Genomic DNA, 13,066 nt, shown 5'->3' with positions numbered 1-13,066 from the left:
TTTATTGTTCTTTAAGGTGATGTACTACTCCATAAGCATTAGGTTTCTTCCATTTTCGAGTTTTATTGATTTCCATTTTAGCGATAATAATTTTCTCAACATCTTGAAAACTCATTCCTCTTTTATGGGCAATACCAAAAAGCAATATTAAGCAATCCGCTAACTCATCATCTGTGGTCTGTACTTTACCAAGTAAATCTTCATATCGAACAGTTTGCGTTAATTCACCAACCTCTTCGTATAGATGTACTGCCATTGAAATAGCATTACCTTCAGGGAATGTAATATCCTGCCAACCCACAATCTCATTAAATAATTTTTCCATTTTAGTGTTATTTTTTAGTATTTATTCATCATCAAAATCACAATAATCATCAAAATCATATCTATCATCATCACAAACATCTCTAATTTCATCTTGACAAGCCCCACAATAAGCCCCTAATCTTGAAGTATCATATTCATTATTTCCAGCTGAAAAACTCCCACACCCAAAGCAAAAACCTGCCTCCTCTGCACAATTGTAACACAAAATATCTAACTGCTTTTCACCTTCAATATAAGTTTCTGTGAGCCAATCTGTTTTTTTACACTTCGTGCAAACCGCTTTGAATTCGCCTCTTGTCTCTTGTTTGAATTCGCTCAATTGTTCCATACAAAGTGTACTTTATTGATTGTTAGAATTAAACTCATCCCATTTCCATCATTAAAAAATTTCGTCCATCTCGGTTTATCCATCCGAAAATCCATAATTAATAACTTAAAAATTGGCGGATTTTCATTGTTACCATTATCCAAAGTCTGAAAATTTATTCCCGAAATAGTAAAAATTGATTTCTTAATATCTCTATGCTTTGAAAACAAACACCCACTTAGTTCTACCTCATGACCCACCAAATCCAAATAATTTTTTATGTCCGTTTTGTTTAATTGTTCCATAACCCAGCGTTTAAATAAGTTTCACAATGCTTTTTACTAATCCCACCCGAACGCCTTAAATCGTTCTCGTACCGCTCAATAAAGCCATAAGCCTTATATTGTTCCGACTCGCTCATCTTATTCCAAATTTTTTCCGTTTTCAATTTGGACGATAACCGTTTGTGATCATATTTTTCCCAGAAAACCGCAAACGTTACATTATCAAAATACTCAACCATGCTACGGTTAGCAGAATCCAAACTAACCAAATTTTTCAACTCGTCAAGACTCCTCGGAAAGTTCTTCAAAAATGCAATATGTTGAACCTCCGCAATTTCTGCTTTTGAAATATCAAACATTACTAATAATTCAGGAGCATCTTGCGAGTACCAGAGTAGCACTTCTCCCTCGAAGTGCTTACTCGTATACACATACTTTTTTATCATGCCGCAACTACCTCTTTTTTTAAGTCGATATAAAACATTTCATCTTGCACAATTTCAACGCCAATTTTTTTCAAATCTTCGTCCGAAATCGTATCCCGATTCGCCAAAATCAAATCCTTTGCGGGTTCCTCTACGACTCTAATATAGGTTGGCAAGAACTCCTTAATCAAATTCGTTACTGAGGCCCACGTAAAGCCTTTGAGGTTTTTCAACTTCGGCGTTCCCGTCCTGAATCCTACTACGCCATGCAATGTTTCCAAAGATTTTCTTTTCGCAAACAATTGTGAATTTTCGGCACAATACACCTGAATTAATTCAAAAGCGGATTCCTTTTTCTCCTTAATCCCGTTCAATTCATCTTCTGATTTCCTGCGTATGCTCGCAATACTCTCATCCAATTTTGCTAATATCGAAGCCTGTCGAGCGTCCAGCGTTGCATATTCTTGCAAACAATCCTGAAACACCATTTCACTCACACCCTTAATCACTACTTTTTTTGTCTTACTATTAGCCATGTTATTATAAATTATTGGTTGAAAATTTGATTAAAAAAATAAGCCTACTACTGCCACCGCAACCCCGCTATATATCACAATCGTAAAAAATATAGCTACTCCCCACGCCCAATTTTAAATTTTAGATTTCATAGATTTTCCAAGTTTTGTTGTAAATAAATTTTTTGCGTATCCTTTGTTCTTCGTAACGACCCAAAATTTTAGATTCCATTATCTCAAACGTTACATCAATTATCCTTAGCGATTCAAAATAATCTTTTACGTCCTGTCGCTTTCGTGCTTCCAATGCCTCCCGCATTTTCGCCCCTGGTCTTTTAGGCATCTCCATTTGCCGCCCTCCTCACTGCCTTCGCTCTATCTTTCAGTGCATTTTCTGCGGCCAATTTAATTTTGAATAAATCAGCCATTTCAAAGGAGTTTAAAGAGGCTTTAAAATGCGTTGAAACCCATGCCATACAAACTTTCACTGCCTGTTTACGTTCGTCCACCGTATTGGCATTTTCCATCCGATACCAGATTGAAATAATGTATCTACGAGTAGATTGTTTCTGTTCCTCCTTTTTATCAAGTTCGGGTTTTGCCGCTTGCTGTTCTTGTTTATCAATCACATTACGGAGATGTATCACCAAATCAACCGCCTCATTCTCCGTCATTTCCCGACTGCTCCCCGTTCGTTGATTCGTGAACGAATACACTAAATCCGCTTTTTGCTCCATATACCCAGCCTTGCTGAGTAATGCGTGTAGTTTTACGTTAGTTTTTTGGGTCATTTTCTGTAATTTTTGCAATTAATTCATCTCGTTCGCCAGTGGTAACCTTAGTATGCCAGATGTTGATAGTTTTTTCGACATGAAGTATTTCAAACTCGAAATTATCTTCCATTCGTCCTGTTGAACTCTTCTTTGTAGCTTCACACTTTAACTTTATTGCTCTAAGACACCCCGCTAATTCATCACCATTTTCACCCCACACCTTTGAGCATAAATTTGTATCTGCAACCATTTCCTGAACATAAGATTTCAGAAGCATCCTTTCCAACCTGTTTGATTTGCAATCACTTGTATATTGTAGCATCATTTCCACTCCAAAAGAGCCTTTAATTGTTCCAAAATCTTAAAATCTTCAATTCCCCGTTTCAAATATTCATAGCCACCAGCACCAATTTCTCGCAATTCCCAATCTTGCGACAATATCAAAGCATCATCCTTAATCCACTCAAAAACCCATACATCCCAGAAGTTTGTTTGCGTAGCCATTAGTAGCGAGTTGTCGGGAAAATACATCCGTAAAAACTCACTGCCTAAGTCTATCTGCATCCAAAATATTTCCTCTTTCGACAAACCTAATTCCTCCCGAACTTTTCTGCTTGTCATTGTCAATGTCTCAATCTTGCTCATGTTCTTGCATTTCGGGTACACCCCAGTAAAGCGTTGCTTTTTCTTCGTCAATCATGTAATCGCCACCTTTTGTTCGGCCAGACACCGACGCTTTCAATCCTTGCACGTGTACAATTATTTTTGCTAATTTCTTACAGAGCTTTGCCGAGGCAGTGTACGGGTCGCCCCGTTCTTCGTGGGCAATAAATACAAACAATACCTTCGGAAAATCATCTTTCAACTTCTGCAATTCTCCGTTTTTCAGTTCCGAATTATAAATCGTTGTATTGTCCAAAAAAACCACGTTAGGAGCATTCCTTTTGCTCAACATTATCCGTAGGTCAGGCAGAGGAGTATATTCCAAAAAACCTAAATTCTTATCACTTACCGCAATTCCCGCCCGTCTTATGCTATCACAAAACTCTTTCCCAACACCTTCCTCGGCCGACACATACAAAACCTTTCGGAGCGTTGCCAAATATTTCGCCAAAAGCAAGGCAAACCAAGTCTTTCCGTTTTTCTCTTTTCCCCAAATCATCCAAAAACCACAATCACTCGGCTCATCCGAAAACGCCGCATTCCACGGAGCCTCAAAATCAAATGTACTATGCTTCATTTTCAGCATATTACTAATACTTATCGTCCTAACTATTGCCATTCCCTGTCAAAATCAACAACGATTCAGCCCGTCTCAAACCTCCAATATTCCCGTTTTCGTCTTTCGTCAAACACCTCGAAACAATGGAGGTTAATTTGCTCTTATCGTCCATATTCACGCTCAAAACATCTGTGATTAGCGTCCGATAAAATTCTAATCGTTCTTGCGTTCCCTGTGGCACGGGTGAAGTATAATTTTCAGAATAGCGAGAAAACAACTCCCGAAAACCAACCTTTTTAGAATTAATCCCTCTGGCAATTTTCTCTCTCAATCCATCCGCTCCAATCAAATACCACCCGCAAACCCCTTCCGTAGCATTCCAAAACTCTTTCAATTCCAAAAATGCCGAATATTCCAAATCTCCCGCTTCGTCAATAATCACCATCGGGTTCGGCAACATTTTCAAGTAATGCTTTATATTCGCCTTCATTTCCGCATATTTCCCAAATTCAACCCCAATCGTTTTCGCAAATAATCGAATAAATAATTGCTTGGTTTTCGCTTGCGAGGCATCAATGTAAAAGCAGTTTTTCAGGGTACGGGAGAGGTATTTTGCGGAGTAAGTTTTCCCAATACCACAATCGTCAACGCATATTCGAGATTTAGCAAAATTTTGGCAAAACACTATTTCCTGTTCAATCACTTCAAACACTTCCGTTTTCGCCATTTTCCATTTTCGCTCGTTCATCGTCACGTTCAACTCACGCCCAATGTTCAGCCATTGCCCATCCTTTAGCAGTCCCGCCATTTCGCCATTTTTCAACCTCGAATAGACCGCATTATTAATACCCCATTGCTTTGCAAAAGCAGTATCAGAGCCGTCAAAATTCGCCCGTTGTTCAAGCAGTGCGGCCAGTGCCTTTTCTTTGTAATCCGTTGTTATTTGTAGCATCTTCGTTTCGTATTTTAGTGTTAGTATTGCACTCAATAAATATTGTTCCGTTCATACCGCCCATATAAGGCAGGCTTTGCATAATGGCACGAAATTCTTCTTTTGTAGCGTAATTGATTTGTATGTTCATCGTCGGTTAGTTTAGCAGAGCATCAAGCCCCATGTTTTCATCTTCCAAAACCTCTACTTCGTTATACGCATACTTGGCAAACTGTTCGGCCGTTTGGTCATTCAAAGCCTCAAACGTGTTTTTCAAATCATCAAACGTTTCTTCAAAAACTCGCTCCTCAAACAAAGTATGTCGCACATACACGGAGGCTTCTAAGTAGTAATTAATACGTCCATGGTCAATCATCATCCGAAAACACACCTCTGAGAAATTGCTTAAAACAAAAATTTTAGTGAATTTTTTCATATCTGAATGGTAGGTTTTAAGGTTATCTTTTAGCCTCTCTAATCATCGTATCCACGTACAACACTCCCCAAAACAACAATACAAACCCGAATACGAATACCCTTTTCAATCCTACATTCTTCAACATTTCATTGGCTCCCATAGCGGCCAATATCCCCACAAACCCATACCCAATCCCAAAAAACCAAAGCAATCCATTTATCATCTTTTTGTTTGTTTATTGCCCACCTCAATCAGAGGTGAGCAGGTGAATATTTTAAACTTCTTCCAAAATCAAACAGTTAGCATCTACACCACTTGCTAATAATTGCTTATACACAACCTTTGCCTTTTGTAAATCATCTTCTTCCACACTTACACTAACCTCCTTTTCTCCTTCCCAAAAATCTTTAAATAAGTAAGGAGCCGTTTTTCGCAATAACTCAATCCTATTTCCCTGCATCCATCTAATTTGCTGGTAGAAAAAATGGTCATCGGGCAATTTTTCTATGATAATCCGTTGTTTGAGTCGATTAATGCGGGCCTCATATTCCGCAATCGCATTGTCATATTCATTCACATTTAGATTTCCGTGGTATTGCAAAACGCAATATTGGTAGGCTGTCCGTTTTTTCGGCAAATTCATTTGATAGCTCATTTTGTGCTTATTTATAATTCATAATTCATAACTCTTAAAACCTATCCAAAAGGCTCCGCTTTTTCTTCGGCATCACATAAGTAATTGGCTCATCTTCAACCTCTTCCAACACCTCAACAATCCTCACACTTTCCACAGGCTTATCCGCCGAAAGGTTTTTCATTAGCGTAATGCTCGTAATATTCTTTCGTTGTGCATTCCCAAAAGAGGCTATCGTATTGGCATAAGCCGACATCATTGCATAATTCTCGCTTCCGTGTTCCGAGTCCACCCGTTCAAAATAGGCTCTGCTATAAGTCGGTTGTTTCACCAATTCACATATAATCCTATCGTCCTTATAGGCAAAAGCCTTAATTATTTCGCCTTCGTTGTCGTCCAACCACTTCACCGTAATTTTCTTGCCTTCAATTAGCTTCATTGAATTAATCAACTCCTCACCACTTGCTAATTTCCCGATAGAATTGGCAATACAAAAAGTATTGCTATTTAGGGCCATAACCCCATTGCCACAACTCGTTTTTGTTTCGTATCCCACGTATGGCAAAATCAACTCCCAACAAATTGGTGTACGTTTCGGGTTTTGTGTTTCCGCAAAAACTTCTAATCTTGTTTTCCCAGGATAGCGAGGATGTTCCGCCTCATTCCATTCGTTCATTGCCCTTTCAGCGATGTTAACAATCTTGCCATAAGGCAAAACGGGTACAATACCATCGCCAACCTGATTCGCTTCATTCTGTGCAAAAGGTCTCGCAATCCAACCCTCTTCCTCTTTTTCCTTGCGGTAACGCAACTCTTCAAAATACCGCTCAATCTTCTTTCCCGTAGCATTGTTTGCCTCAATCCGTACTTTCTCAAACATTCTACCATCTTGCAATAGTCCGTTCCGTAGCGTCGAGTTCAACGAACTTTCACATTCCAATTCACGTGGCAATCCAAAACCCCATTTTGCGTAGTTCCTGACTAATTGTCGGTAGAAATCCAGAATAATACCTTCTTTCGTTTTTCCGTGTACCCAGCCAGTCCAAACCTCACTGCATAAATCAATTGCACAATAAAACCAAACTCGTTTCCCATCTTCCATCTTGAAAGGTGGGTTTCTATCATCCACCGAAACAATCGAATTTGAATACTTTGGAATTTCCAGTTTATGATACACCTTAAATCCATTCATGTACGTTTGTCGATTACCACTCCGTTTCTTGTGTGTCGCAATCGCCGCATCCCATTTCGCCAAATATCCCATTATGGTCGTATCGCTCAAATCTGGATAACCTTCGGGTTTAATGACTTCCCCCGTTTCATGATCTATCACATCCAAAGCACCCACCAAGAATTTTGTGTACTGTCGGGTTACATCCGTCATCGAAGGTTTTAATCTCGTCCCTGCAAATAGATTATTCAGCAACTCAATTACATCCGCTGTCACTTTCACCGCATTCTTATTATTGTGTTTTCTCGAAATCAACGAAGCATAACCCAATAGTTCAAATTGCTTATAAGCCTCCGTAAACCTTCGCTCATTGTTAGGCAACGTATGCCCAAAACCGAGTTTCATTTTTTGTACTGATCTATATTGTATTGCATCAATCCAAATCGTTGTTGAAACCCCTCTAAGGCTTCCACCTTTCGTTTTTCGTTCTCGTTCCCGTGCTTCCTTCAATAACTTACAGGCCTTCAACGTACTGGCATTCATCATATACTCTTCAATGTGATCATTACCTAACCCGCCACCTCCATCAAATCGGTAAGCACTGTAATACTGTCCCGCCATGCTGTCCAATTCAAAGAATTTATCCATCCAATTCGTCACCTTCCGAGGATCACCCAAGGCGTTCCGTATTTCAATGTCCAGCGAATCAAAGTCTATTAATAATTCTCTGCCATTGCCTGCCTGTTGCAGTCGTTTCATTCCGAAAGACTTTTCTTTGTCCCTTGTTAATTGCTTCGATAGTATTGCGATTGAACTATACCACGTAGGGATCAACTCGCTTGCTCTTACAGCAATTTTTCCGTTATAGTCATGTGGCATAGTCGTATTAGTTTATATTTACTCCTGCAACATTATTCACAATCTCATTTAACTGCACTTTGCGGATTTCAATTAAACTATTAATTGCTTCCTCAATACGTTGATTTTCTCTAACTCCCTGAAACACTTGATATACAGAGCTTTTATGAACCCCAAGTGTATTAGCCAACTGTCTCAAATCGCCATGTTTCAAATACTTATCATCTGCGAATTTTTTTTCAGCATCTATGCTATTCTCTGATTTCCCCATTTTGTGTTATGTTATTTTATGGTTACTTTTACACACTTTGTAGTATTAATTACTACTTATGCACAATATTAATACGCAATTTGCATATAATCAAATCAAAAAAGAATTATTTTTAAACAAATTACGCAAAATGAGTACAGAATCAAGTAAGTCGTTGATTATCAATAAGATAAAAAACTACTATAATTTAAAAAGTGATAAGCAATTTGCGGATTTTTTAGGTATTAAACCTCAAACTTTGTCTTCTTGGAGAACAAGAGATATGTTAGATTATGATTTAATCTCCGAAAAATGCAAGGACATTAGTATGGATTATATTTTGCGAGGAGTGGGGGAAATAGAGGAAAATTGTGATGAAAAAATACCGCTTAATAAAAAAGCAGTACCGCTTGATAAGAAACATAATAATGCAGAAGAGATTGGCGAAATTAAAAGTGTTCAAGAATCTGTCGTGGAATATATAAGTGGAAAATCATTTATTGATATTGGTAATGGAAAAATGCAAATGTTTATTCCACTCGTAGAACAATATGCTTACGCTGGTTATCTGTCAGGTTACGCAGATTCTGAATTTTTAGAAGAGTTACCAAAGTTTTCAATTATTGTTGACAAACATCACAAAGGAGACTACAAAGGCTTTAATGTAAGAGGGGATTCAATGGATAATAACTCAAAGCATTCTATCTCTAATGGAGAAGTCGCAGTTGGTAGAATGATACACAGAGATCACTGGAAAAGTAAGCTGCATATTTTTCAGTGGCCCAATTATGTTATTGTACACGAAAGTGGCATCATCATAAAAAGGATTACTCACCACGATGTTGAGAATTGTTTAATTTCTTGCGAATCACTGAATTTAGACAAGAAAATATATCCAGATTTTGATATAAGCCTAACAGAAGTTTATGAACTCTATAATATCGTACAAATTGTAAGGAATAATTTTTAACATTTTTAATTTTTAAATAAATGAAAAATCTCATTTTAATTTTTATCGCCATTTCTTTTGCTTGCTCTTCGCCAAACAAGCCCATAAAAAGACCCAAGGCAATATCCGAAGTCAATAAGTTTGTAATGGATTTTGCCAAAAAAAATCCATATTGGTCTCAAAACGATATTTTAAATGCTCAAACAAGCAAACATTTTGAAAAAGAACTTGTGAAATTTTATAAAACCTCAAAATCTCTTGATAGCCTTACTTTGGTTCTCGAAACCTCTGGACAATTATCAAACAAAGGGTATGTGGCAAAATTTGTAAATTTTGAAGAGTTATTAACAGATAATAAAAACATTCACATTGAAATAGTTGGATTGATTGATAAAGGAATGGTCTCACAACTTGTAACCGAAAAAAAATATACAATAAAAGGAACATTTGTAAGAATGGTTAAAAATGATGTTGCTTATATTTCACCTTCTGCCATGAACAATATCTCTGTTGAATTTAATAAGGATCTAACCACAGATAGTACCTATTATTTGGGTATGGCATATTTTATTATAGATAAAATAACACCTGTTAAAAGAAAATCTGAATATTTGTAACAACTCTACTCTGAACACAATTGTACAGCAATTTAACTACCTTTCATTTCGCCCGCTGCTCTTCCCGATACAATACATAAAGTAAAAGAGATTAATAATCCTCAACCCCGAAATAATAGCATCTCAACGAATAGTAAAAATCATTTTAAATAATATTTATAACTCGTAGAGAGTATTCATTTCGTGTACACGCAAAAACCCCATATCCTCACGCACACACATGAAATCATAGATCTATTTTTAAAATTTCAACACAATTTATTGATTTCCAGTTACTTATAAGTATGTTCCACGTTTTATCCGTGTTCTTGGTGGGGTGTTTCACGCTAAATATATACAAATATTGCGTATTTTATACATAAATTGCGTAGTTTCGATAGCGTTTCTTACATAGCAGTGGTAATCCAAATGGTAATCCAACTGGTAATCCAAGACAAAATGTACGCAAAATTCGTATATTTTAGGCATTTTTAAACTGTTTATAAATGCTCTTTAAATGATATATTTTGTTCTCAATTCTCACAATATCAAGCAAAAAAAAAACCCTTAAAAAAGTCTATTTTTAGGCTGTTTTAAGGGTTTTTTGTATATTTGTGGGGGTCTAATAGTAATAGCAATTACATATCATTCACATTCATCTACCGTAACAGTATATAGGTAGTACAAAATAGTAAACTTGTACATTTCGTTTTTTTAGGCAATTTTCATCATTTTTCACTATAACTATCTATAAATCAATCAATTGCAACCCTTTTTTTCATCAATTTTCACTATTCATTTATGTACATTTCGTTTCCTTGCCCGTACTTTACAACTCTCAAAGATTATGAATCGAATTGAAGATAAAATAAGGGTATTAGTAGCAGAAAAAGGAATTACCCTACTACAGTTAGCTACGAAATCAAAAATTACCGAAGCTACTTTGCACGCAATTTTAAATAGAAATGATGCGAAGTATTCCCAGTTAAGCAGAATAGCTGACACTTTGAGTGTAAATGTGGCATATTTGGCAGGCGAAACAACCATTAAGAATATGTCAGTGGTGGAGGAGCCAAGGACTGGGTATGTGGCGATTAAGGCCGAGGAAGTTATTGATATGCAGAAACAAATAATTGATTTGCAAGCGAAACTCCTTGAAAAAAAATAAAATTATTTGAATTAAAAAGTTCAAATTGACATCAATTTTGAGCTTTTTAATTTAGCGATTAAATCTATCTTTTAGTTTCAAGAGTGGCGTTTCTATAAATCTAAAGGAAAGTTCGCACACTAAAATAGTCATTAATATAGCCGATGGATATAGCAATAAATTGAAATTTAAAACATCAATATTTTTACCAAAAAAGAAATGAATTGTATTGACGCATAATACAATTATAGCAGGATGATAAATATAAATACCGTAAGAAATTTTACCCAAATAATGGATGATTTTTTGTTCCAAATAAAAAATTGATTTGGGGTTTCGGGATACATTCAGAATAAAAAAGCAAAAGAATATTCCGTAAAATTCCATGTTTAATCCCGGGAAATGAAAACCAGTTCCTAACATCAGGAATAAAACTAAATAGGCAATAATTTGAACATCTTTTCTAAATAAAACTGACAATACATTTTCCTGTTTATTAAAAACCAAATAAGCACCCATACCTCCAATTACCATCGTCAATATCCTAAATTGACTAAAAAACAACGCTAATCCATCTTGTATTTTCTGCTTCATCATTTCGGATAAATCACTGATTTTGAATACATAAAGCCAAAAAATTCCTAAAATCAACAGAAAAATACTTAATAATTTGAAGAAGGTTTTTACTGGGTTTTTACTTTTTATAATCCACGGCCAGATCGCATAAAATTGTTCCTCCACTCCTACCGACCACGTTTGCGCACATAGATAAGGAGAACGATAAAATACAAATCCCAAATTGGGCAAAAAGAGTAAGAAAAAAGGCAATCTTTTGAAAAAATCTGCATCAAAATAATATTGATTTCTCAAGGGTTCGTCGAAGATTGGGATATTGGGAAAAACAAAAAATCCTAAGATGACAATGATAAAATAGAGTGGCCAGATGCGGAGAACTCGACGAATATAGAAGTCTTTGGTTGAAATATCTCCTCTACGCTGTTTTTCGCTCAACAATAGATAAGTAATTAGAAAACCACTCAAAACAAAGAAAAGACCAACGCCTAATTTTCCTAAATTTTTAATAAAGTAATTTCCATAAATGTTCTCCAAACCCATCAAATATTTAATTTGTTCAGTATGATGAATCAACACAGAAAAAGCAGCAATAAAACGTACTCCGTTGAGGTTAGGAAAATAAACAGGTTGATGTGGGTTTTGCATTCAGTTTTGTATCGTACAATTATGGTTTACAAAATTACACATCGTAACTTTGATTTCAAATTATAAAAACAAACAATGGAAAAACAAAAAAATAATCCGCTTCATGGAATCACCTTATCGGCCATTTTGGAGCATTTAATTAGCTTTTATGGTTGGGAAGATTTGGGTAGCCGTATCGAAATAAAATGTTTCAACATTGACCCAAGCATTAAATCAAGTTTGACCTTTTTACGAAAAACACCTTGGGCAAGAGAAAGAGTGGAAGGATTATATTTAAAATCGTTAAGGGATATGAAAAAAGTAGATAAAACGAAAAGTTTAGAGGACCAAGTATAGAGTTCAAAGAATAAAATCACTTTGACATTTTACGCTGAACTCTATTCTTTAACCGATTTCTTTACAAAATTCTCAGACCCAAAGTCAATTGCCAAAGATTGCCTTTTTGGGTAAAATTGATGTTATTAAATGTATTTCTGGTTACTTCTGAAAGACTGCCTTCGTAACGTAAATCTAAAGATAAAGCCCCAATATCAAGCCCACCACCAGCTTGATAACCATAAGCCGCATTTTTGAAAGAATCGCCAACATTGCTTGAATATGCTTTCAAGGCTTCGTCTAAGCCTTTATCGGAGATTTTAAAAGATGCCATTGGCCCAGCATTCAAGCGTAATGGACCCACTTTGAAACCAATCATCAATGGAATATCGAAATTAGTATATTCAATTGCAACGGTTTGAGAAGTACTGGGTGAACCACTTTTCAAAATATTCACGCTCCCTCCTTTTGCCGAAAATATAAATTCGGGTTGAACAAAAAACTTACTGCCTATTCTGACGTAAACTCCTCCAACGTACCCAGTTTTTGTATCTAAACTTTGTTGCAAATTATCACCAAAAGATTGTGTTTTGAAATCCGTTTTTAATTGCGAGAAATTTACTCCCCCTTTTATCCCAATCGAAAATTGGGCAAAAGAATCAGTTCCTTTTGCAAAAGCTAAAAAGAAAAGAAGAATTAACAGTTTTTTGTGCATATTGATTT

22 protein-coding genes are annotated in these 13,066 nt (G+C 36.1%); 4 read left to right on the top strand and 18 right to left on the bottom strand.

Features of this window, described 5'->3' with window-relative positions:
* Position 1: 1 nt before the first annotated feature.
* The 16 genes from AC1W31_RS04965 to AC1W31_RS04890 form a co-directional block, all read right to left on the bottom strand.
* Complete coding sequence (locus AC1W31_RS04965; RefSeq protein ID WP_481733304.1) at positions 2 to 325, bottom strand: dATP/dGTP pyrophosphohydrolase domain-containing protein; 324 nt, start codon at positions 323 to 325, stop codon at positions 2 to 4.
* A gap of 21 nt (positions 326 to 346) precedes the next feature.
* On the bottom strand, positions 347 to 655 hold the full coding sequence (locus tag AC1W31_RS04960) for a hypothetical protein (RefSeq protein WP_481733303.1): 309 nt from the start codon (positions 653 to 655) through the stop codon (positions 347 to 349).
* Positions 643 to 939 (bottom strand): hypothetical protein, encoded by a 297-nt coding sequence (locus AC1W31_RS04955; RefSeq protein ID WP_481733302.1) that lies wholly within the window; start codon positions 937 to 939, stop codon positions 643 to 645. Before AC1W31_RS04955 ends, AC1W31_RS04960 begins: the two co-directional genes overlap by 13 nt.
* A complete protein-coding gene (locus AC1W31_RS04950; protein ID WP_481733301.1) occupies positions 927 to 1,364 on the bottom strand; it encodes a hypothetical protein in 438 nt (145 codons plus the stop codon). The genes AC1W31_RS04955 and AC1W31_RS04950 overlap by 13 nt, the downstream gene beginning before the upstream one ends.
* Complete coding sequence (locus AC1W31_RS04945) at positions 1,361 to 1,879, bottom strand: host-nuclease inhibitor Gam family protein (protein ID WP_481733300.1); 519 nt, start codon at positions 1,877 to 1,879, stop codon at positions 1,361 to 1,363. The genes AC1W31_RS04950 and AC1W31_RS04945 overlap by 4 nt, the downstream gene beginning before the upstream one ends.
* Positions 1,880 to 2,000: 121 nt before the next feature.
* Positions 2,001 to 2,201, bottom strand: coding sequence for a hypothetical protein (locus AC1W31_RS04940; RefSeq protein WP_481733299.1), 201 nt, complete (start codon positions 2,199 to 2,201; stop codon positions 2,001 to 2,003).
* The gene (locus tag AC1W31_RS04935) at positions 2,194 to 2,649 is read right to left on the bottom strand and encodes a hypothetical protein (RefSeq protein WP_481733298.1); all 456 of its coding nucleotides are present in this window, start codon (positions 2,647 to 2,649) and stop codon (positions 2,194 to 2,196) included. Before AC1W31_RS04935 ends, AC1W31_RS04940 begins: the two co-directional genes overlap by 8 nt.
* The gene (locus AC1W31_RS04930) at positions 2,633 to 2,908 is read right to left on the bottom strand and encodes a hypothetical protein (RefSeq protein WP_481733297.1); all 276 of its coding nucleotides are present in this window, start codon (positions 2,906 to 2,908) and stop codon (positions 2,633 to 2,635) included. The genes AC1W31_RS04935 and AC1W31_RS04930 overlap by 17 nt, the downstream gene beginning before the upstream one ends.
* 44 nt (positions 2,909 to 2,952) lie before the next feature.
* A complete protein-coding gene (locus tag AC1W31_RS04925; RefSeq protein WP_481733296.1) occupies positions 2,953 to 3,276 on the bottom strand; it encodes a hypothetical protein in 324 nt (107 codons plus the stop codon).
* Positions 3,263 to 3,871, bottom strand: a complete 609-nt coding sequence (locus AC1W31_RS04920) for a hypothetical protein (protein ID WP_481733295.1) — start codon at positions 3,869 to 3,871, stop codon at positions 3,263 to 3,265. Before AC1W31_RS04920 ends, AC1W31_RS04925 begins: the two co-directional genes overlap by 14 nt.
* Before the next feature lie 28 nt (positions 3,872 to 3,899).
* Positions 3,900 to 4,805, bottom strand: a complete 906-nt coding sequence (locus AC1W31_RS04915; RefSeq protein ID WP_481733294.1) for an AAA family ATPase — start codon at positions 4,803 to 4,805, stop codon at positions 3,900 to 3,902.
* Positions 4,806 to 4,941: 136 nt separating this feature from the next.
* A complete protein-coding gene (locus AC1W31_RS04910) occupies positions 4,942 to 5,220 on the bottom strand; it encodes a hypothetical protein (RefSeq protein WP_481733293.1) in 279 nt (92 codons plus the stop codon).
* Positions 5,221 to 5,242: 22 nt separating this feature from the next.
* On the bottom strand, positions 5,243 to 5,425 hold the full coding sequence (locus tag AC1W31_RS04905; protein WP_481733292.1) for a hypothetical protein: 183 nt from the start codon (positions 5,423 to 5,425) through the stop codon (positions 5,243 to 5,245).
* A gap of 51 nt (positions 5,426 to 5,476) precedes the next feature.
* A complete protein-coding gene (locus tag AC1W31_RS04900) occupies positions 5,477 to 5,845 on the bottom strand; it encodes a hypothetical protein (RefSeq protein ID WP_481733291.1) in 369 nt (122 codons plus the stop codon).
* Positions 5,846 to 5,891: 46 nt separating this feature from the next.
* Complete coding sequence (locus tag AC1W31_RS04895) at positions 5,892 to 7,766, bottom strand: hypothetical protein (RefSeq protein ID WP_481733290.1); 1,875 nt, start codon at positions 7,764 to 7,766, stop codon at positions 5,892 to 5,894.
* Positions 7,767 to 7,893: 127 nt separating this feature from the next.
* Positions 7,894 to 8,136, bottom strand: coding sequence for a hypothetical protein (locus AC1W31_RS04890; protein WP_481733289.1), 243 nt, complete (start codon positions 8,134 to 8,136; stop codon positions 7,894 to 7,896).
* 58 nt (positions 8,137 to 8,194) lie between these two features.
* Between AC1W31_RS04890 and AC1W31_RS04885 the strand changes: the two genes are divergently transcribed.
* From AC1W31_RS04885 to AC1W31_RS04875, 3 genes are all read left to right on the top strand, one after another.
* Positions 8,195 to 9,085 (top strand): LexA family transcriptional regulator, encoded by an 891-nt coding sequence (locus tag AC1W31_RS04885; RefSeq protein ID WP_481733288.1) that lies wholly within the window; start codon positions 8,195 to 8,197, stop codon positions 9,083 to 9,085.
* Between the two features lie 20 nt (positions 9,086 to 9,105).
* Positions 9,106 to 9,681, top strand: a complete 576-nt coding sequence (locus AC1W31_RS04880; RefSeq protein WP_481733287.1) for a hypothetical protein — start codon at positions 9,106 to 9,108, stop codon at positions 9,679 to 9,681.
* A gap of 826 nt (positions 9,682 to 10,507) precedes the next feature.
* Positions 10,508 to 10,828: a helix-turn-helix domain-containing protein gene (locus AC1W31_RS04875; RefSeq protein WP_481733286.1), complete on the top strand. Its 321-nt coding sequence runs from the start codon at positions 10,508 to 10,510 to the stop codon at positions 10,826 to 10,828.
* Between the two features lie 51 nt (positions 10,829 to 10,879).
* Here the strand turns inward: AC1W31_RS04875 and AC1W31_RS04870 are convergent, their stop codons facing one another.
* Positions 10,880 to 12,028, bottom strand: coding sequence for an acyltransferase family protein (locus AC1W31_RS04870; RefSeq protein ID WP_481733285.1), 1,149 nt, complete (start codon positions 12,026 to 12,028; stop codon positions 10,880 to 10,882).
* Between the two features lie 75 nt (positions 12,029 to 12,103).
* Here AC1W31_RS04870 and AC1W31_RS04865 point away from each other — a divergent pair, with 75 nt between their 5' ends.
* Positions 12,104 to 12,364, top strand: coding sequence for a VF530 family protein (locus AC1W31_RS04865; RefSeq protein ID WP_481733284.1), 261 nt, complete (start codon positions 12,104 to 12,106; stop codon positions 12,362 to 12,364).
* A 61-nt stretch (positions 12,365 to 12,425) separates the two neighbouring features.
* On the opposite strand, the gene AC1W31_RS04860 is transcribed toward AC1W31_RS04865, so the two are convergent.
* The gene (locus AC1W31_RS04860) at positions 12,426 to 13,058 is read right to left on the bottom strand and encodes a porin family protein (protein ID WP_481733283.1); all 633 of its coding nucleotides are present in this window, start codon (positions 13,056 to 13,058) and stop codon (positions 12,426 to 12,428) included.
* Between the last annotated feature and the right edge of the window lie 8 nt (positions 13,059 to 13,066).

The sequence above is a fragment of the Arcicella sp. genome (assembly GCF_964672035.1).
The sequence above is the reverse complement of the archived record's forward strand: the minus strand, read 5'-3'. Positions and strand labels throughout refer to the sequence as shown.